Origin of the sequence: Streptomyces sp. NPDC014991 (genome assembly GCF_043080665.1) — a bacterium.
Taxonomy (GTDB): domain Bacteria; phylum Actinomycetota; class Actinomycetes; order Streptomycetales; family Streptomycetaceae; genus Streptomyces.
In genome coordinates this window covers 302,945-323,282 of the sequence record NZ_JBIBVY010000003.1, presented here as the reverse complement: position 1 = coordinate 323,282, position 20,338 = coordinate 302,945, and the positions used below count along the sequence as shown (strand labels likewise).

The following is a 20,338-nucleotide window of genomic DNA, read 5'->3' as shown; positions in this document are numbered from 1 at the left end:
GCCCGGCGTGCCGGTGTCGCGGCCGGGTCAGGCCCCGGCGTTCTCCATGCGCTCGCGCAGGCTCTTCGGACGCATGTCGGTCCAGACCTCGTCGACGTAGGCGGAGCACTCGGCCTCGGTGCCCTCCTTGCCGACGGGCTGCCAGCCGGCGGGGACCTCGATGTCGGCGGGCCAGAGGGAGTACTGCTCCTCGTCGTTGCGCAGCACCTGGTAGCGGGTGTTCTCGTCCATGTCGGATTCCTCAGGTCGTGTGGTCGGGATGGTCGGCTCGGGAGGGTCGTGCGGGCGGGTCGGGGCGCGGGGTGAGCGGGGGCCGTGCCGGTCGGTTCGCCGGCGGGGCGCCCCGCGGGGGCGGAGGGTCGTCACCGGCCTCCCCTGGCGTGCCGGGCGAGGTGGCGCAGGGCCTCGGCGAACTCCTCGGCCACGCGGCGGACGGTCTCCGTGTCGTGGACGCCGGGCCGGTGGTGCCAGGTGAAGGCGAGACGGCCGTGCTGTACGGCGCCCACCACCTCCACCAGGTGCGAGCCGGGGTCCCGGGGGTCGTGGTCCTGCCCGAAGGAGCCGTGTTCGGCGCGGACCAGGCCGCCGTCCCCGGTGTCGGGGCGGGCGTCCCACTGGCCGAGGTAGTTGAAGACCACCTGGCTGTGTGCGCTGCCGCCGAGGCGCTCGCGGACCTGGGGCGGTCCGAAGGTGCGCAGGGCGCCGAAGCCGATGCCGTTGCCGGGCACGGCCCGCAGCTGGCGGCGCACGGACTTCACCAGGGACCGCCAGTCGCGGTCCGGGCCGAGGTGGCCGGGGTCGGACACCTGGAGGGCGACCGGGTAGACGGTGGTGAACCAGCCGACGGTGCGGGAGAGGTCGACGCCGTCGAGGAGGTCCTCGCGGCCGTGGCCCTCCAGGTCCAGGCGGACCCGGTCGTGTCCGGTCCAGCGGGCCAGCGCCAGGGCGAGGGCGGCGAGCAGGACGTCGTTGACCCGCGTGCGGTAGGCGGTGGGCGCGGAGCGCAGCAGGGCCTCGGTGTCCTCCTCGCCGAGTTCCACGCTCACCACGGCCGCCGGTCCCGGCCGGGGCGCCGGAGCCGGGTCCGCCGGGGCGGGTTCGGCGCGTACCGCCTGTTCCCAGTGCGGCAGTTCGTGGTCGAGACCGCCGTCGGCGACGAACGCGGCCAGTCCCCGCGACCACGCGCGGAAGCTGGTGCCGCGCTCCCCCAGCGTGACCGGGGCGCCCTGGAGCGCCTGCCGGTAGGCGGTCTCCAGGTCGTCGCGGAGGATGCGCCAGGAGACGGCGTCCACGACCAGGTGGTGGGCGACGAGGAGGAGGAATACGGGCCGGCCCGGTTCGCCGGTGAACAGCGCCGCGCGCAGTTGCGGGCCGTGGGCCAGGTCGAAGCCCGCGTGCAGCTCGTCGGCGGCCTTGGCCATGGCCGCGTCGGCGTCCTCGGCGGACAGCCCGGTGAGGTCGTGGCGGGTGAGGATGTCGTGGCCGCCGGCGGGCGGCGGGTTGAACTGCCGCCAGCCGTCCGCCTCCCGGGTGAACCGCATGCGCAGGGCGTCGTGGTGCTCCAGCAGCGCGTCGAGGGCGGCCCGCAGCGCCCGCGGGTCGGGGGTGCCGTCGAGTTCCAGCAGCGCCGACTGGTTGAAGTGCTGGTGGGCGGCGCGCGGGCTGGTCAGGAACCAGTGCTGGATCGGGGTGAGCGGCACCTCGCCGGTCACGGGACCCTCCCCGGACCGCTGCGGCGCGCTGCGGACGACCGTGGCGAGGTCGGCGACGGTCTGGTGGGTGAACAGGTCCCGGGTGGCGATGTGCAGGCCGTCGCGGCGCAGCCGGGAGACGACCTGCATGCTCAGGACCGAGTCGCCGCCGAGCGCGAAGAAGTTGTCGTCCGCGCCGACCTCGTCGATGCCCAGCACGTCGGCCCAGATTCGGGCGATGCGGCGTTCGGTGGCGGTGCGCGGCGCGGTCCGTGGCCCGTCACCGGCGCGGGCGGGCCCGGGTGCGGGCAGGGCCCGCCGGTCGGTCTTGCCGTTCGGGGTGAGCGGCAGCCGGTCGAGCGGCACGAAGGCCGACGGCACCATGTGCGGCGGCAGCAGCCCGCCCAGGTGCAGCCGCAGCTCGCCGACGGGCAGCGCGGCGGACGGCTCGGCCTGGACGACGTAGGCCACGAGCCGGGCGGGGGCGCCGGGCGTGTCCGCCTCGCGTACGGCCACGACCGCGTCCCGCACCAGGGGGCTGCGGCGCAGCGCGCTCTCGATCTCCCCGGGTTCGATGCGGAAGCCGCGCAGTTTGACCTGGTCGTCGGCGCGTCCGGCGAAGCGGAGCAGGCCGTCGGCGGTCCAGCGGACCAGGTCCCCGGTGCGGTACATCCGCTCCCCCGGCGCACCGAACGGGTCGGCGACGAACCGCTGGGCGGTGAGCCCGGGCCGGCCCGGGTAGCCGCGGGCGAGTCCGGGCCCCGCGATGTACAGCTCGCCGGTCACGCCGGGCGGGACGGGCCGCAGGGCGGCGTCCAGCACGTGGACGCGGGTGCTGCCGGCGGGGCGGCCGATCGGCGGGGCGCCGGTGCCGGGGGTCAGCGGGCCGGTCCAGGTGGCGACGACCGTGGCCTCGGTGGGCCCGTAGGAGTTGATCATCCGACGGCCGGGCGCCCAGGTCTCCACCAGGTCGGCGGGGCAGGCCTCGGCGCCCACGATCAGTGTGCGCAGGGCGGGCAGGGCGGCGGCGGTCTCGGGCGCCACGGTGGCCAGCGCGGCCGGCGGGATCAGGGTGTGGGTGATGCGCCGCTCGGCGAGCACCTCCGCCAGCCGTTCCCCGACCAGCGGCCCCTCCTCACCGGTGACCAGGGCGGCCCCGCTGAGCAGGGAGACGCACAGTTCCAGGACGGAGGCGTCGAAGCTGGGCGAGGCGAACTGGAGCACCCGGTCGCCGGGGCCCGCCGCGTACTGTTCGGCGGCGGACGCGGCGAAGGCGGCCAGTCCCCGGTGGGTGACCGCCACGCCCTTGGGGGTGCCGGTGGATCCCGAGGTGTAGATGACGTAGGCGGGGTGCGCGGGGGTGAGCGCGGTGGGGCGGTCGGCGTCCGTGGGCGCGGTCTGTGGCCCGTCGGCGGTCCACACCTCGGCGGGGTCGCCGAGGACCAGGTGGGTGTTCGCGTCCCGGATCATGAACTCGCGTCGCTGCGGCGGGTAGTCGGGGTCGACGGGCAGGAACGCGCCGCCGGCCTTGGCGACGGCGAGCTGGGCCACCACCGTCGCCGCGGAGCGGGGCAGGGCCAGGGCCACCACCCGCTCCGGTCCGACGCCGTCCCGCAGCAGCCGGTGGGCCAGCCGGTTGGCCGCCCGGTCGACGTCGGCGTAGGTCAGCTCCCGGTCGCCGTCCACGAGTGCCACCGCGTCCGGGGTGCGGGCCGCCTGCCGTTCGAACAGGTCGGGCAGGGTCGCCTCGGGCACCGGGCGGAAGGTGCCGCGGCCCTGGTCCAGCAGGGTCTTCAGGTCGTCGTCGGAGGTCAGCGGCAGGGCGCCGAGCGGGCGGTCCGGGTTCTCGGCGACGGCGTCCAGCAGGGTGCCGAGCTGGCCGGCCATCCGCTCGGCGGTGGCGGCGTCGAACAGGTCGGTGTTGTAGGTGAGCAGGCCGTGCAGGGCTCCGGAACCGGTCTCGGCGAACTCCAGGGTGAGGTCGAACGCGGCCTGCTCCGACTCCGGTTCGACGTCGGTGACGTCCAGCCCGGGCAGGTGGAGGTCGGCCGCCGGGGTGTTCTGGAGGACGACCATGACCTGGAAGAGCGGGCTGCGGCTGGTGTCGCGGACCGGCTGCACCTCGTCCACGACCCGCTCGAAGGGCACGTCCTGGTGGGCGAAGGCGTCGAGGACGGTCTGCCGCACCGCGCCCAGGAAGGTGGTGAACGGCTGTTCGGCGTCGGCCCGGGACCGCAGCACCAGGGTGTTGACGAAGAACCCGACCAGGGCCTGGGTCTCGGCCCGGTCGCGGCCGGAGGTGACGGTGCCGACGGCGATGTCGTCCGCACCGGAGAGCCGGGCCAGATAGGCCTGCGCGGCGGCGACGAGCGTGGTGAACAGGGTGGTTCCCCGGTCCCGGGCGAGCCCGGTCAGCCGCCGGGCCGTCCGGGCGGACACCACCAGGGGGGTGGTGGCGCCGGCGCTGGTGCGCACCGGCGGCCGGGGCCGGTCGGTGGGCAGGTCCAGCGGTGCGGTGCCCGCCAGGTGCTGCTTCCAGTAGGCGAGCTGCCCGTCCGCGTCGGCGGCGCCGGCCGTGCGCTGCCAGTGCGCGTAGTCGGCGTACTGCACCGGCAGCGGCGGCAGCTCCTCGTGCGCCAGGCCCAGTTCGGCCCGGTAGAGGTGGGCGAGGTCGCCGAGCAGGACGGAGGTGGACCAGCCGTCGGTGACGATGTGGTGCAGCGTGAGGGTGAGTACGTGGTCGTGGTCGGCGAGCCGGACCAGCCCGGCACGCAGCAGTGGTCCCTGACGCAGGTCGAAGGGTCGGGAGCGTTCCCCGGCGAGCAGGGCCCGCAGCGCGGGCTCCCGTTCGCCGTCGGTGAGGCGGGACAGGTCGCGCACCGGCAGCGGTACCTCCTGCGGCGGGTGGACGCGCTGTACGCCGTGTCCGTCGACGCTGTCGAAGGTGGTGCGCAGCGACTCGTGCCGGGCCACCAGGGCACCGAGGGCCGCATGGAGCGCGCCGGTGTCCAGGGTGCCCTGCAGGCGCAGGGCGAGCGCGGTCACGTACTCGGCGCCGCCGGGGGCGAACTCCTCCAGGAACCACAGGCGTTGCTGGGCGTACGACATCGGCGCGGCCCCCTCGCGGGCGGCCGGGACGATCTCCGGCCGGCCGCTGCCCTGCCGGGTGCCGAGCAGCCGGGCCAGGCCGGCGGGCGTGGGATGGCTGAACACCGCCCGGGGGGTGAGGTCGGTGTCGAAGTCCTCGGCGAGGCGGGAGGCGAGCCGGATGGACAGGATCGAGTCGCCGCCGAGCCGGAAGAAGTCGTCCTCGACGCCGGGCGGTTCGATGCCCAGCACCTCGCCGAAGACGTCCGCCGTGCGGCGCTCGGCCGCGGTGCGCGGCTCCACCCGCCCGGCCTGTGCCGAGGCCCGCGGGGCGGGCAGCGCCGTCCGGTCCACCTTGCCGTTGCCGCTCAGCGGGAGGGCGTCGAGGGGGACGAAGGCACCGGGGACGAGGTACTCGGGCAGGGCGCGGGCGGCGAAGTCCCGCAGTTCCTCGGTGTCCCGGCCGGCCGGGCCGACGACGTAGGCCACGAGCCGCCTGGCGCCCGGCCGGTCCTCGCGGGCCAGCACGGCCACGTCCACGACACCGGGGTGGGCGGCGAGCGCCGCCTCGACCTCGCCGGGCTCCACCCGGAAACCGCGGATCTTGACCTGGTCGTCGGCGCGGCCCAGGAACTCGACGGTGCCGTCCGGCCGACGCCGGGCCAGGTCGCCCGTGCGGTACATCCGGGCCCCGGGCGGACCGCAGGGGTCGGCGAGGAAGCGGGCCGCGGTGTCGCCGGGACGGCCGAGGTAGCCGCGGGCGACGCCCTCTCCGGCCACGTACAGCTCGCCCGCACAGCCCGGCGGTACGGGCCGCAGCCGGGCGTCGAGGACGTGGACGCGCATGTCGTCCAGGGGGTGGCCGACGGGAACGGTGTCGGGCACCGCCGCCGGGTCCGTGAGCGCGTACGAGGTCGCGAAGGTGGTGGTCTCGGTGGGCCCGTAGCCGTCCACGACGGTCAGTCCGGGGCAGGCGGCCAGGACGCGGCGCACGGCCTGGGCGGGGACGACATCGCCGCCGGTCCAGACCTGGCCGAGGCCGCGGAAGCAGTCCGGCGCGTCCTGTGCGAGCAGCCGGAACAGACCTGCGGTCAGCCACAGCGCGCTCAGCCCGTCACCGGCGGTCAGCCGGCGGATCAGGGCCGCGTCCACCCCGTCGCCGGGGGCCACGACGACGCAGCCGCCGTTGAGGAGGGGCGCCCACACCTCGAAGGTGGCCGCGTCGAAGGCCACCGGCGAGTGCAGCAGCACCCGGGCGGACACACCGCCGGCGAACCGGCTGTCGGTGGCGAGCGCCGCGACGTCACGGTGGCGTACGGCGACCGCCTTGGGCCGGCCGGTCGAGCCGGAGGTGAACATCACGTACGCCAGCCGGTCGGGATCGGCGGGCGGCGCCTGCTCCCCCGCGCCGGTGCCGTGCGCCGGCCGGTCGGGACCGGCTTGCGGTGTCGGCTCGTCCCGGGTCCCGGGGCGGGCGGCGGCCACCTCGGCGGCGGTGAGCCGGACGGTCGCGCCCGCCTGGGCGAGGAGGGTGCGGCGGCGCTCCTCGGGGGCCCGGGTGTCGACGGGCACGTAGGCGCCGCCCGCCATGAGCACCGCGAGCTGGGCGACGACGAGTTCGGCGGAGCGGTCCATCAGCAGCGCCACCCGGTCCTCGGGGGCCAGCCCGCCGGCCAGCAGCCGGGCGGACAGGGCGCCGGACCACTCGGCCAGTTCCCGGTAGGTCACCGAACGGTCGCCGTCGGACACCGCTGTCGTGTCCGGGGCGCGGCGGGCCTGCTCGGCGAACAGGTCCACCGGGCTGCGCGGGGCGGCCCGGCGGGCGGTGGTGTTCCAGGCGGCCAGCAGGCCGCGGTCGGCCGGGGTGAGCAGGTCCAGGTCGTCGGTGAGCAGGTCCGGGTCGTCGAGGCCGATGCCGTCCTTGTCGGCGAGGGCGGTGAGCAGGGCGGCGAGCCGGTCCGCGGCGCGCTCGGCGGTGCCTGCGTCGAACAGGGCGGGGTCGTAGGAGAGGTCGAAGCCGAGCCGCTCGGCCAGGTGGGCGCGCAGGCACCAGGGGAAGGTGGTGGCGTCGTCGGCGCGCACCTCCTCGACACGGACGCCCGTGCGGGCCGTGGCCGCCTCGTCCACGGGGTAGTTCTCGAAGACCACCATGCTGTCGAAGAGCGGTTCCCCGGCGGGGATCCCGGTGGCGGCCTGGATGCGGGGCAGGGCGAGGTAGTCGAAGCGGCGGGCGTCGCTCTGCCGCTCCTGGAGGCCGCGCAGCCACGGCAGTACGGGCCCGGACGGTACGCGGACGCGGGTCGGCACCGTGTTGATGAACATGCCGATCATGCCTTCGACGCCGGGCAGTTCGGCCGGGCGGCCGGAGACGGTGGTGCCGAACACCACGTCGTCCCGGCCGCTGTACCGGGCCAGCAGCAGCGCCCAGGCGCCCTCCACCACGGTGTTGACGGTGAGCCCGGCGCGGGCGGCGGTCTCCCGCAGCCGCTGCGAGACGCCGGTGTCCAGCTCGTGGTGGACGGCCGCGGCGGACCGGGCCCGGTGCGCCTCGGCGGGCGTGCGGTCGTACGGCAGCGGGGTGCGGGCGGTGAACCCGGCCAGGGCGTCGGCCCAGTGCCGCTCGGCCGCCGTCTCGTCCTGCTCGCGCAGCCAGTGCAGGAAGTCCGCGAAGGGCCGCCGTACCGGGGGTGGTGTGTGCGGGCCGCCGGTCAGCTCGGCGTAGCGTGCGCAGACCTCGGTGAGCAGCTGTCCGGTGCTCCAGCCGTCGAGGACGATGTGGTGGGTGGACCACAGCAGCAGCACCTCGTCGCCGGGCAGGGCGGCCAGGGTGAGGCGGGTCAGCGGTGCGGCGGTGAGGTCCATGCCCGCCGCGCGGTCCTCGGCCAGCAGCCGGTCGGTGGCCTCGGTGCGCTGTCCGGGGGTGAGGGTGCGCCAGTCGAGGTGGGTGACGGGCAGTGCGGCGTGCCGGTGGACGATCTGGACGGGGTGGGGCAGGCCCTGCCAGTGGACGCTCGTGCGCAGGGCCGGGGTGCGGTCGGCGACCTGCTGCCAGGCCGCGGCGAAGGCGTCCGGGTCGGCCACGCCGGACAGCCGTACGGCGGTGCGGTCGAAGTAGGCGTGCTCGGTGTCGACGAGGCCGTGGAAGAGCATGCCCGACTGGAGCGGGGTGAGCGGCAGGACGTCCTCGACGTGCCGGCCGTCGCCGACGAGCCGGTCCAGCCGGTCCTGGGTGAGGCCGGCGAGGGGGAAGTCGGAGGGGGTGCGGCCGCCCGCGCCGGGCCGGGCGCAGTGTGCCACGAGGTCGCGCAGGGCCGCGGTGGTCTCCTCGGCGAGCCGGCCGACGGTGGCCCGGTCGTAGATCTCCGCCGGGTAGGTCCAGCCGAGTTCGAGGCGGCCCTCCTGGACCACTCCGGTGACGTCCAGGAGGTAGGGGCGGGGTTCGTCGGGGTCGGTGTCCCGGCCGGCCGGGGGCAGGGAGCCGCGGACCAGGCCGTCGGCGGTGGAGCCGCCGGCATCCCACTGGCCGTGGTAGTTGAAGCCGACCTGGGGGGCCGGGGCGGAGGTGAGCGGGCTGTCGGGCCGGAGGTGGCGCAGGGCGCCGTGGCTCAGGCCGTGCAGCGGTACGGCGCGCAGCTGCTCCTTGACGGAGCGAAGGGTGTCGTGCCAGCCGGCGTCGGGGTCGACGCGCAGGGCGAGGGGGAACTCGGCGGTGAACCAGCCCACGGTCCGCGACAGGTCGACGTCGTCGAACAGGTCCTCCCGGCCGTGGCCCTCCACGCCGAGCAGCACGGTGTCGCGCCCGCACCAGCGGGCCAGGGTGCGGCCGAGGGCGCTGAGCAGCACGTCGTTGACCTGGGTGCGGTAGACCTCGGGGACCTGCCGCAGCAGGGCGTCGGTGGTCTCGGCGTCCAGGGTGACGGTGACGGTGTCGGCGGTGCCGTGGGTGTTGGTGCCGGGCCGTCCGGCGGGCAGCGCGACCGGGGCGGCGCAGGTCCGTGTCCAGTAGGGCAGGTCCGCGTCCAGGCCGCCGGAGCGGGTGTGCCGGTCCAGGCGGGCGGCCCAGTGGCCGTAGGACGTGCCCGGGGCGGGCAGTGCGGCCGGGTGCCCGGCCGCGGCGGCCCGGTGGGCGGTCTCCAGGTCCGCCAGCAGGATGCGCCAGGAGACGCCGTCGATCACCAGGTGGTGGGCGGTGATGACGAGTTGCCCCGGCCGTCGGGGGCCGAGGTCGAGGAACAGGACGCGGACGACCCGGCCCTCGGCGGGGTCGAGGGCGGCCTGTGCCTCGTCCGTGAGCCGCTGCGCCTCCCTCTCCACCGCCCCGTCGTCCAGGCCGGTCAGGTCGTGCCGGGTGAAGACGGCGTCCGGTGCCTCGTCCAGCACCTCCTGACGCCAGCCGTCACCGGTGCGGCGGAACCGGGTCCGCAGGGCAGCGTGGTGGCGTACGAGGGTGTCGGTGGCCTGCCGCAGGGCCAGGGGGTCCGCGGCCGGGGCGAGTTCGAGGCGCTGGGTCATGGTGAAGCGCAGCGTCTGCCCGGGGTCGCGCCCGTCCAGGTACCAGTGCTGGATGGGGGTGAGCGGCGCCTCGGCCGGGGTGTCGTCGCCTGCCGTCGTCCGGGGCGCCGACTCGCTGGTGCGCAGGGCGAGTTCGGCGACCGTCTGGTGGCGGAAGACGTCCTTGGTGGTGAGGGCGAGGCCGGCCTGCCGGGCGCGGGAGACGATCTGGATGCTGAGGATCGAGTCGCCGCCGAGCGCGAAGAAGTTGTCCCGGGTGCCGACCCGTTCGACGCCGAGGACGTCGGCCCAGATCGCGGCGAGGCGCTCCTCGGTGCCGGTGCGGGGGGCGGTGTACGGGGTGGCGCTGTCGGGCTGCGCGGGCGGGGCGGGCAGGGCACGCCGGTCGGTCTTGCCGCTGGTGGTGCGCGGGATGCGGGTGAGCGTGACGAACGCGGCGGGCACCATGTGGTCGGGCAGGACACGGCGCAGGGCGACCCGCAGTCCGTCGGCGGAGGGGGTCCGGCCGGCGGTGGGCACCACGTAGGCGACCAGCATGAGACGGCCGGCGTGCTCCCGGGCGGTCACCGCCGCGTCGGTGACATCGGGGTGGCCGAGGAGGGCGGCCTCCACCTCGCCGGGCTCGATACGGAACCCGCGGATCTTGACCTGTTCGTCGGCGCGGCCGAGGAACTCGAGGAGTCCGTCCCGGTCCCAGCGGGCCCGGTCCCCGGTGCGGTACATGCGCTCGCCCGGCGCGCCGAACGGGTCGGCGAGGAAGCGGGCGGCGGTCAGTCCGGGCCGGCCCAGGTAGCCGCGGGCGACCTGCGCCCCGGCCAGGTACAGCTCGCCGGGTGTCCCGGGCGGCACCGGGCGCAGCGCCCCGTCGAGGACGTAGGCCCGCAGGTTGCCGCCGGGGCGGCCGAGGACCGGCCGGCCGGGCCGGTCGGCGCAGCGGCCGTAGACGGCGTCGACGGTGCACTCGGTGGGCCCGTACATGTTGTACACGGCCACGCCCAGCTCGCGTTCGGCGCGCACGAGGTCCTGCCAGGTGGCCGTGGTGACGGCCTCGCCGCCGACGAGCAGCAGCCTCGGGTGGTGGCGGCCGGGGGCGAGCAGACCGGCGGAGGTCAGTTCGCGCAGGAAGGAGGGGGTGACGTTGACCAGGTCGAGGCGGTGTGCGGCGACCTGGGCGCAGAACGCCTCCGGGTCCAGGCGTACGTCCTCGTCGACGAGGTGGAGCTCGTGGCCGAGGGCGAGCAGCAGCGGCCCTTCCCAGGAGGTGTCGAAGGAGAAGGAGGCGCTGAGCGCGCCCCGCAGCCGCCGCCCGCCGGCGGTGTGCGGGGCGAGCAGGTTCTCGCGGTGGTCGTGGCAGAGGTTGACCAGCTGCCGGTGTTCGACGGCGACGCCCTTGGGGCGGCCGGTGGAGCCGGAGGTGTGGATGACGTAGGCGGTGTGCCCGGGCAGCAGCGGCCGGACGCGGTCCGCGTCGGCCGGGTCGTGGGCGGGCAGCCGGTCCCAGGGCACCGCGCCGAGGCCGGTGAGCAGGGTGTGCGGGCGGACGTCGTCGAGGAGGAACGCGACACGGTCCTCCGGGAGCGCGGGGTCGAGGCAGACCAGGGTGGCTCCCGCCTTGAGGACCGCGAGCACCGCCACCACCAGGTCGGAGGTGCGTGGGAGCCGTACCGCGACCACGTCCTCGGGGCCGGCGCCGCCGGCGATGAGGTGGTGAGCGAGCCGGTTGGCCCGCTGGTTCAGCGCGGCGAAGTCCAGGGTGGCGTCCCGGGCCACCAGGGCGGTGTGGTGCGGGGTGCGGGCGGCCTGGGCCTCGAACAGGGCCGGGAAGGTGGTGTCCGGCTCGGACAGGCGGGCGCCCGTGCCGTACCGGAGCACCTGCTGCCGTTCGTCGGCGGTCATCAGCGGCAGGGCGCCCACGGCCCGCTCCGGGTCCTCGGCGGCGGCCTCCAGCAGGATCCGCAGCCGGTCGGCGAGCCGCTCGGCGGTGCCGGCGTCGAAGAGCCCGGTGTTGTACTCAAGGTAGCCGGTGAGGCCGCCGTCGCTCTCCACGAAGTCGAAGGCGAGGTCGAAGGTGGCGTTGCGGACCGGTGGGGTCACCGGTTCCACCGTGAGGCCGGGCAGCCGGGGCGTCTCGGCACCCAGGTTGTGCAGCGCGACCATCACCTGGAACAGCGGGGTGCGGCTGGTGTCGCGTTCGGGCTGGAGTGCGTCCACGACGCGCTCGAAGGGGACGTCCTGGTGGGCGAACGCCTCCAGCACCGTGGCGCGCACCTCGGTGAGCAGCTCCCGGAAGGGCAGGTCGGGGCGGACGCGGGCGCGCAGCACGAGAGTCGTGACGAACATGCCGACCATGTCGTGCAGTTCGGGCCTCTCGCGGCCGGCGGTGACGGTGCCGACGGTGACGTCCTCCTGGCCGGCCCAACGGGCGAGCAGCACCTGGCAGGCCGTCACCAGGGTCATGTAGAGGGTGGCGTCGGCCTCCCGGCCGCGTTCGCGCAGCCGTCCGGTCAGCGCGGCGGGCAGGGTGAAGGTCACCAGGGCGCCGTCGCGGGTGCGGACGGCCGGGCGGGGCCGGTCGGTGGGCAGTTCCAGCGGGGTCACCCCGTCGAGGGCCCGGCGCCAGTGCGCGAGGTCGGCGTCGGCGTGGCCGGCGCGTCCGCGCTGCCAGGCGGCGTAGTCGGTGTAGCGGACCGGCAGGGCGGGCAGGGCGGGGCGGCGGCCGTCCAGGGCCGCCGCGTACAGCTCGCCCAGGTCCCGGCCGAGGACGCCCACGGACCAGCCGTCGGTGGCGATGTGGTGCACGGCGAGGACGAGGACGTGCTCGTCGGCGGCGAGCCGGGCCAGGCGGGCGCGCAGCAGCGGTCCGGTGGCCAGGTCGAACGGGGTGGCGGCCTCGTGCTCGATGAGGGCGTCCAGTGCGGCGGGGTCCGCGAGGTCCTCCACGGGGAGGCCGACGGGCCGCGGCGGGTGGACGATCTGCCGTGCCTGGCCGTCGTGTTCGGCGAACGTGGTGCGCAGCGTCCCGTGCCGGGCGACCAGGCCGTCCAGGGCGGTGCGCAGCGCGCCGGGGTCCAGCGGGCCGCGCAGGCGCAGCACCGACAGGGTCGTGTACTCGGTGCTGCCCGGCTCGAACCGATCGAGGAACCACAGCCGTTGCTGGGCGTACGACAGGGGGGCCGGGGCGTCCTCGCCGGCGGCCGGGATGGCGTCGTCGGTGCTCCCGGTCCCGGGGTCGCCCAGCGCCGCCGCGAGTCCGGACAGCGTGGGGTGGGTGAACAGCAGCCGGGGCGAGACGTCGGTGCCGAAGGCGGACCGCAGCCGGGAGGTGACGCGGACGGCGAGGATGGAGTCACCGCCGAGGGCGAAGAAGTCGTCGTCGGCTCCGACCTCGTCGGTGTCCAGGACGTCGGTCCACGCGGCGGCGACGAGCCGTTCGGCGGGGGTGCGCGGCGCGGTCCGCGCGGCGCCGGCGGCGAAGCCGTCGGGGCCGGGGGCGGGCAGGGCGCGCCGGTCGAGCTTTCCGTTGACGGTGAGCGGCAGGGCGGTCATCGGCACGTAGGCCGCGGGCACCATGTGCGCGGGCAGCAGCCGCTCCAGGTGGGCGCGGAGTTCCGTGGCGGAGGGGGGCGGCACGGCGCGGTCGCCGGTGCCGGTGCCGACGACGTGGGCCACGAGCCGGCGGGTCCCGGCGGTGTCCTCGTACACGCCGACGGCCGCCGCGCCCACGCCCCGGTGGGTGTGCAGGGCGGCCTCGATCTCGCCGGGTTCGATGCGGTAGCCGCGGATCTTGACCTGCTGGTCGGCGCGGCCCAGGTACTCCAGGGTGCCGTCGGCCCGCCGGCGGGCCCGGTCGCCGGTGCGGTACATGCGGGTGCCGGGCCGCCCGAACGGGTCGGCGGGGAAACGGGCCGCGGTGAGGCCGGGCCGGTTCAGGTAGCCGCGCGCCAGGCCTTCGCCGGCGACGAACAACTCCCCCACCGCGCCGGGCGGTACGGGCCTGAGGGTGTCGTCGAGGACGTGGACCCGCAGGTCGGGTATGCCGGTGCCGATGGGGCTCGCGGTGCCGCCCCGGGCGGCGTCGCGGTCCAGGGGCGCGTAGGTGACGTGCACGGTGGTCTCGGTGATGCCGTACATGTTGACCAGGCGGGGCGCGGTGTCCGGGTGGCGGCCGTACCAGTCGGCGAGGCGGGTGACGTCCAGCGCCTCACCGCCGAATATCACGGTGCGCAGCGCCAGCCGGTCGCCGGTGGCGGGGAGTTCGGCGTCCGCGCGGATCAGCGGGTAGAACGCGGAGGGGGTCTGGTTGAGAACGGTGACCTGTTCGTCGGCGAGCAGCCGCAGGAAGTCCTCCGGGGAGCGCGCGATGTCCTCGGGGACGACGACGAGCCGGCCGCCGTGCAGCAGCGGGCCCCACAGCTCCCACACCGAGAAGTCGAAGGCGTAGGAGTGGAACAGGGTCCACACGTCGTCGGGTCCGAAGCCGAACCACTGCCGGGTGCGCGTGAACAGCCGGACCACGTTGGCGTGCGGGACGACGACGCCCTTGGGGCGGCCGGTGGAGCCGGAGGTGTAGATGGCGTAGGCGGGGCTGTCGGGCAGCGGGCGGCGGGCCGGGTCCGCCGGGCCGGTGGCCGGACGCCGGGCCAGGTCCTGCCGTACGGCGGGGTCGTCGAGCAGCAGGACGGGGACGGTGGTTCCGGCCTCGGTCCCGGCGGTGGTCACCAGTGCCACCGGCCGGGCGTCGGCGAGGATGCTCCGGACGCGTTCGGCGGGCAGCGCGGGGTCGACGGGCAGGTAGGCGGCGCCGGCCTTCAGCACGGCGAGGACGGCCACGACGAGGTCGGTGGAGCGGGGCAGCGCCAGGGCCACGAACGTCTCGGGTCCGGCGCCGAGTTCGGCGAGCCGGTGGGCGAGGCGGTTCGCCCGCGCGTCCAGGGTGGCGTAGTCGAGGCGGTCGTCACCGCAGCTGACGGCCTCGGCGTCGGGCGTACGGGCGGCCTGTGCCGCGAACAGTTCGGCCAGCGTCTCGGCGGGCCGGCCCTCGGCGGTGCCGTTCCACTCGGTGAGCAGCCGCTGCCGTTCCTCGGCGGTGGTCCAGGCGAGGGCGTGCAGCGGGCGGTCCGGGTCGTCGGCCAGCTCGGTGAGGAGCAGGCACAGCCGGCCGGCGAGCGCCCGGACGGTCGTGGCGTCGAACAGAGCGGGGTCGTAGGCGAGGTCGAAGCCGAACCGCTCGCCCTGGTAGGCCCGCAGGACGAGGGGGTAGTTGGTGGCGTCCCGGGAGGAGACGTCCGTCAGGCGTATCCCGGAACCGGCCGCACCCGCCTCGTCGAAGGGGTAGTTCTCGAAGGCGACCATGCTGTCGAACAGCGGACTGCCGGCGGGCACGTCGCTCAGGCCGGTCAGTTCGGCGAGGGACACCGCGGCGAACCGCCGGGCCTCGGCCTGGGCCTCCTGGAGTTCCCTGAGCCAGGCGGTGGCGGTACGACCGCCGTCCACCCGGACGCGGGTGGGCAGGGTGTTGATGAACATGCCCACCATCGACTCGGCACCGGGCAGGTCGTCGGGGCGCCCGGAGACGGTGGTGCCGAACAGCACGTCCGGTTCGGCGCTGTAGCGGGACAGCAGCAGCGCCCAGGCGCCCTGCACCACGGTGCCGAGGGTGAGTCCGGCGGACCGGGCGGTGCGGGCCAGCCGTGCGGAGACCTCCTCGGACAGTCCGGCCGTGTGCACGTCGGCGGAGCGGGTCTCGTGCCCGGGACGCCGGACGCGGTCGGCGGGCAGCGGGGTGGGGGTGGCGAAGCCGTCGAGGACGGTACGCCAGTGCGCGTGGGCGGCGTCGGTGTCCTGGCCGGCCAGCCAGCGCACGTAGTCGCCGAACGGCCGCCGTACCGGGGGCCGCGGCTCGGTGCCGGCGGTGAGCGCCGCGTACTCCTCGAACACGTCGGTGAGCACCTGGGCGAGGCTCCAGCCGTCCAGGATCAGATGGTGGGAGGTCCACAGCAGCTGCAGCCGGGCGTCGGGCAGCCGGACGAGCGTCAGCCGCATCAGGGGCGCGGTGTCGAGGTCGATGCCGCGCGCGAGGTCGTCGGCGCGCAGCCGGGCGAGCCGGCCGGCCCGCTCCGCCGCGTCCAGCTCACGCCAGTCGAACCGCTCCACCGGTACGGTGACGCGGCGGTGCACGACCTGGAGCGGCACCGGCACGTCCTCCCACACCACCCGGGTGCGCAGCGCGGGGGTGCGGTCGGTGACCCGCTGCCAGGCGACGGCCAGGGCGTCGGGGTCGCTGACGCCCTCCAGCAGCAGCGCGGCCTGGTCGACGTACACGTCGTCCGGTCCGCCGACGAGCCGGTGGAAGAGCATGCCCTCCTGGAGCGGGGTGAGCGGCAGCAGGTCCTCCACGTCCCGGCCGTCGCCGGCGAGCCGGTCCACGCCGGCCTGGTCAAGGCGGGCGAGCGGGAAGTCGGAGGGGGTACGGCCGCCCGCGCCGGGGCGGGCGCAGTGCTCGGCGATGGCGGCGAGCGCGCCCACCATGCCGTCGGCCAGCCGCCGCACGGTGCCGGGCCGGTGCACCTGGTCGCTGTAGTGCCAGGTGATCTCCAGCTCGCCGTCGGAGACCACGGCGGAGACGTCCAGCAGGTGGTCCAGCGGCCGGGCGGGGTCCACGTCGCGGCCGGGTACGCCGGCGGTGGGCGCGAAGTCCCCTCCGGGGGCGGCCTCCCACTGGCCGTGGTAGGTGAAGCAGACGGCGGGCAGCGGGAGCGGGCCGAGGGCGCGGGCCTCCGGCCGGGGTGAGCCGAGGTGGCCGAGGGCCTGGTAGGTCAGCCCACGGCGGGGTACGGCCCGCAGCCGCTCCTTGACGGCCTTGAGGGTGGCGCCCCAGTCTGCCGGGTCCGCCGGGGTGAGGGTCACCGGGTACTGGGTGGTGAACCAGCCGACCGTGCGGGACAGGTCGGTGCCCTCGGCCAGGTCCTCCTCGCGTCCGTGGCCCTCCAGGGCGACGGTCACCCGGTCCGTGCCCGTCCAGTCGGCGAGGACCCGGCCCAGCGCGCTCAGCAGCACGTCGTTGACCTGGGTGCGGTACACGCCCGGCACGCGGCGCAGCAGCGCGTCGGTGGTGGCGCGGTCCACGCGGGTGCGTACGGTGCGCACGGACCCGGCGAGCGGGGTGCCGGGGAGATCCACGGGCAGCGGGGTGCGGGGCTGGGCGGCCTCCTCGGTCCAGTACGGCAGGTCGTCGTCCAGGTCACCGGCGCGCACCCGTTCGGCGAGCCGGCGCGCCCAGTCGGCGAACGGGGTGTGTTCGGGTTCGAGCCGGATCTCCCCGCCCGCCACGGCCTGCCGGTAGGCCAGTTCGAGGTCGGCGAGCAGTACCCGCCAGGAGACGCTGTCCACCGCCAGGTGGTGGGCGGTGAGGAACAGCTGGGGCCGTTCGCCGCCGGTCAGCAGGGCGGCGCGCAGCAGGGCTCCGGTGGCCGGGTCCAGGGCGGCGCGGGCGGCGTCGGCGGCCTCGGCGGGCGGGGTCGCGGGGTCGGGACGGGTCAGCAGGGCGGTGGCCGGTCCGGTGCCGGGGTGCTGCCGCCAGGTCCGCTCGGTGCGGGTGAACCGGGCGCGCAGGGACGGGTGGTGGGCCACGACGGCTTCCAGCGCCCGTTCCAGTGCGTGCCGGTCGAGGTCGTGGGGCAGGTCGAGCAGCATCGACATGCTGAAGTGCCGCAGCGGGCCGTGAGTGGCGAGGAACCACTCCTGGACCGGGGTGAGCGGGGCGGGCCCGTCCTCGTGCGGGCGCCGGGGCGCGGGCAGGGGCGCGGTGCGGTGGGACGCGGCGGCGGCCAGGTCGGCGACGGTCTGGTGGCGGAAGACGTCCTGGGAGCCGATCCGCAGGCCCGCGGCGCGGGCCCGGGCGACGGCCTGGATGCTGAGGATCGAGTCGCCGCCCAGCTCGAAGAAGTTGTCCGTGACGCCGACCCGGGGCACGCCGAGCACCTCGGCCCAGATGCCGGCCAGGGTCTCTTCGTCGGGGGTGCGGGGGGCGGCGAACTCGCGCTGCCCCTCGGTGGGCGCGGGGGCGGGCAGGGCGCGGCGGTCCAGCTTTCCGCTGGTGGTCAGCGGCAGCGCGTCGAGCGGGGTGAAGGAGGACGGGACCAGGGGGTCCGGCAGGGTGCGGCGCAGGGCCGCCCGCAGGTCGGCGGGGACGGGCCGGGGCGCGCCGGGCGCGGGGACGACGTAGGCGGCGAGGCGGGTGTGGCCGTGCGCGTCGGGTGCGGCGACGACCGCGGCGGCGCCGATTCCCGGCAGGGCGAGCAGGGCGGCCTCGATCTCCCCGGGCTCGATGCGGTGGCCGCGCACCTTGACCTGGTCGTCGGCGCGGCCGAGGTAGTCCAGGCGGCCGTCGGCGGTCCAGCGGGCCAGGTCGCCGGTGCGGTACATGCGGGTGCCGGGCGGTCCGTAGGGGTCGGCGGGGAAGCGGGCGGCGGTCAGGCCGGGGCGGCCGGTGTAGCCGCGGGCCAGCTGGGCGCCGGCGAGGTACAGCTCGCCGCCGACGCCGGGCGGGACCGGCTGGAGCCGGTCGTCCAGGACGTAGGCGCGGACCCCGGGCAGGGGGCGGCCCACCAGGGGGCGGTCACCGCCGTCGATACGGCAGGACAGCGCGTCGACCGTGCACTCGGTGGGGCCGTAGAAGTTGTGGGCCGTCACGTCCGGGTGGGCGGCCAGCTCGCGCCACAGCGCGGGGCCGACGGCCTCGCCGCCGAGCATGAGGACGCGGGGGTGGTGCCGGGGGTCGGTGAGCAGCCCGGCGGGCAGCAGCTGCCGCAGGTAGGACGGGGTGACGTCGAGGAAGTCGACGCGGTGTTCGACCACGTACTCGACCAGGGCGGCCGGGTCCATCCGGGTGACCTCGTCGACCAGGTGCAGCGGGTGGCCGTCGGCCATCAGCAGCACGCCCTCCAGGGAGGTGTCGAAGGAGAACGACGCGGTGAGGGCGACCCTCAGCGGGCCGCCGCCCGCGTCGGCGACGAAGCCCTCGCGGTGGGCGGCCAGCAGGCGCACGGCCGAACGGTGGGCCACGGCGACGCCCTTGGGGCGGCCGGTGGAGCCGGAGGTGTGGATGACGTAGGCGATGTTCTGCGGGTGCAGCGGGGCGCGCCGGTCGGCGTCGGTGGGGTCGGTGTCCGGGGCGGTGGCGGGCACCGCGCGCAGGGCGGCCTCGTCCAGGACCAGGGCGGGGCGGGCGTCGTCGAGGAGGTACCGGACGCGTTCCTCGGGCAGGGCCGGGTCCAGGGGCAGGTAGCCGGCGCCGGACTTCCAGGTCGCGAGGATCGCCACGATCATGTCGGCGGTGCGCGGCAGCCGCAGCGCGACCAGCTGTTCGGGGCCGGCGCCCAGGGCGATGAGGTGGTGGGCGAGCCGGTTGGCGCGGGCGTTGAGGGTGGCGTAGTCGAGCCGTTCGCCGCCGGCGACGAGGGCGAGGGCGCCGGGTGTGCGGGCGGCCCGCCGCTCGAAGAGGGCGGGGTAGGTGGTGTCGGCCACCGGCGGCGCGGCGGGGTTCCAGTCGTGGACGACCTGCCGGGTCTCCTCCTCGGACAGCAGGGGCAGGCTGCCCAGGGGCCGGTCGGGCGCGCCGGCGGCGCCGTCCAGGAGGCGCAGCAGCTGTCCGGTCATCCGCTCGGCGGTGGCCGGGTCGAACAGGTCGGTGCGGTACTCCAGCAGACCGGTGAGGTGCTCGCCGTCCGGTACGAACTCCACGCTGAGGTCGAAGGTGGCCGCCTGCCGGGGCACGGTGACCGGCGCGGTGCCGAGTCCGTGCGGGGCGGTCGCGGCCGGGGGGTCGGGGTGCAGCAGGACGAGCACGTCGAACAGCGGGTTGCGGCCCGCCTCACGGCGTGCGCCCACGGCTTCCACGATCCGCTCGAACGGCGTGTCGCCGTGGGCGAAGGCGGCGTTGACCGTGTCGGCCGTCCGGGCGAGCAGGTCACGGAAGGTGGCGGACGGGTCCACCGTGGTGCGCAGCACGACCGTGTTCACGAAGAAGCCGACGGTCCGTTCCAGGTCGGTGCGGGACCGGCCGGGAGTGAGGGAACCGACGGTGATGTCGTCCTGGCCGGACCAGCGGGCCAGCAGGGCCTGGGTGGCTGCGACCAGCGCGGTGTGCAGGGTGGTGCGGTGGTCTCTGGCGAGGTCGCGCAGCCGGGCCGTGAGACGGGCGGGGACGGTGAAGGTGTGGACGGCGCCCGCACCCGCCTCCTCCCCGCGCCGCGGCCGGTCCAGGGGCAGTTCGGGGGCCACCGCGCCGGTCAGCCGGTCCTTCCAGTGGGCGAGGTGCTTCTCCAGGCGGGTCCCGGAGAGCTGCTCGCGCTGCCACACCGCGAAGTCCGGGTACTGCGTGGCCACCGGCGGCAGGTCCGGTGCGGCGCCCCGGACGAGGGCGTCGTAGGCGGTGCACAGTTCGTCCAGGACCAGGCCCATCGACCAGCCGTCGGTGACGATGTGATGGGCGGTCAGCAGCAGCACGTGCGAGGTGGCGGACTCGCGCAGCAGCAGCGCCCGCAGCAGGGGGCCCTGCCGCAGGTCGAAGGGGCGGGAGTACTCCTGGCGCAGGGCCGCGTCCAGGTCGCCGGCGTCGCGGAGGGGCAGCGGCACCGGGGCCGCCGGGTGCACGGTCTGTACGGGCCGGCCGTCGGTCTCCGTGAACGTGGTGCGCAGCGCCTCGTGCCGGGCCACCACGACGGTCAGGGCCTCGCGCAGCGCCTCGTGGTCCGGGGTGCCGGTGAGACGGACCGCGACCGCGCTGTTGTAGCGCGCGTCGCCGGGGCGCAGGCGGTCCAGGAACCACAGGCGCTGCTGGGCGAAGGACAGGGGCAGCGGGCGGTCCCGGTCGGCGCGCGGGATGCCCTGCCTCGTGCCCGGGGCGGCGGCCCCGGCCCGTCCGGCGAGGCGCCGGCGCAGTGCCTCGCGGAGGTCGGCGGGGAGGGCCTCGGCGCGGTCCTGCCGGGCGGACGCCGGGGAGCCGGGGCGGTGGTCGGGGTTCGACGGGGTCGAAGACGTCATGGTCG

2 protein-coding genes are annotated in these 20,338 nt (G+C 76.2%); both read right to left on the bottom strand.

Annotated elements, in window-relative coordinates:
- Positions 1 to 27 precede the first annotated feature (27 nt).
- Entirely contained in the window at positions 28 to 231 is a 204-nt protein-coding gene (locus ACF1BE_RS07785) for an MbtH family NRPS accessory protein (protein ID WP_067045059.1), read from the bottom strand.
- A 131-nt stretch (positions 232 to 362) separates the two neighbouring features.
- On the bottom strand, positions 363 to 20,333 hold the full coding sequence (locus ACF1BE_RS07780) for a non-ribosomal peptide synthase/polyketide synthase (RefSeq protein ID WP_392198069.1): 19,971 nt from the start codon (positions 20,331 to 20,333) through the stop codon (positions 363 to 365).
- Between the last annotated feature and the right edge of the window lie 5 nt (positions 20,334 to 20,338).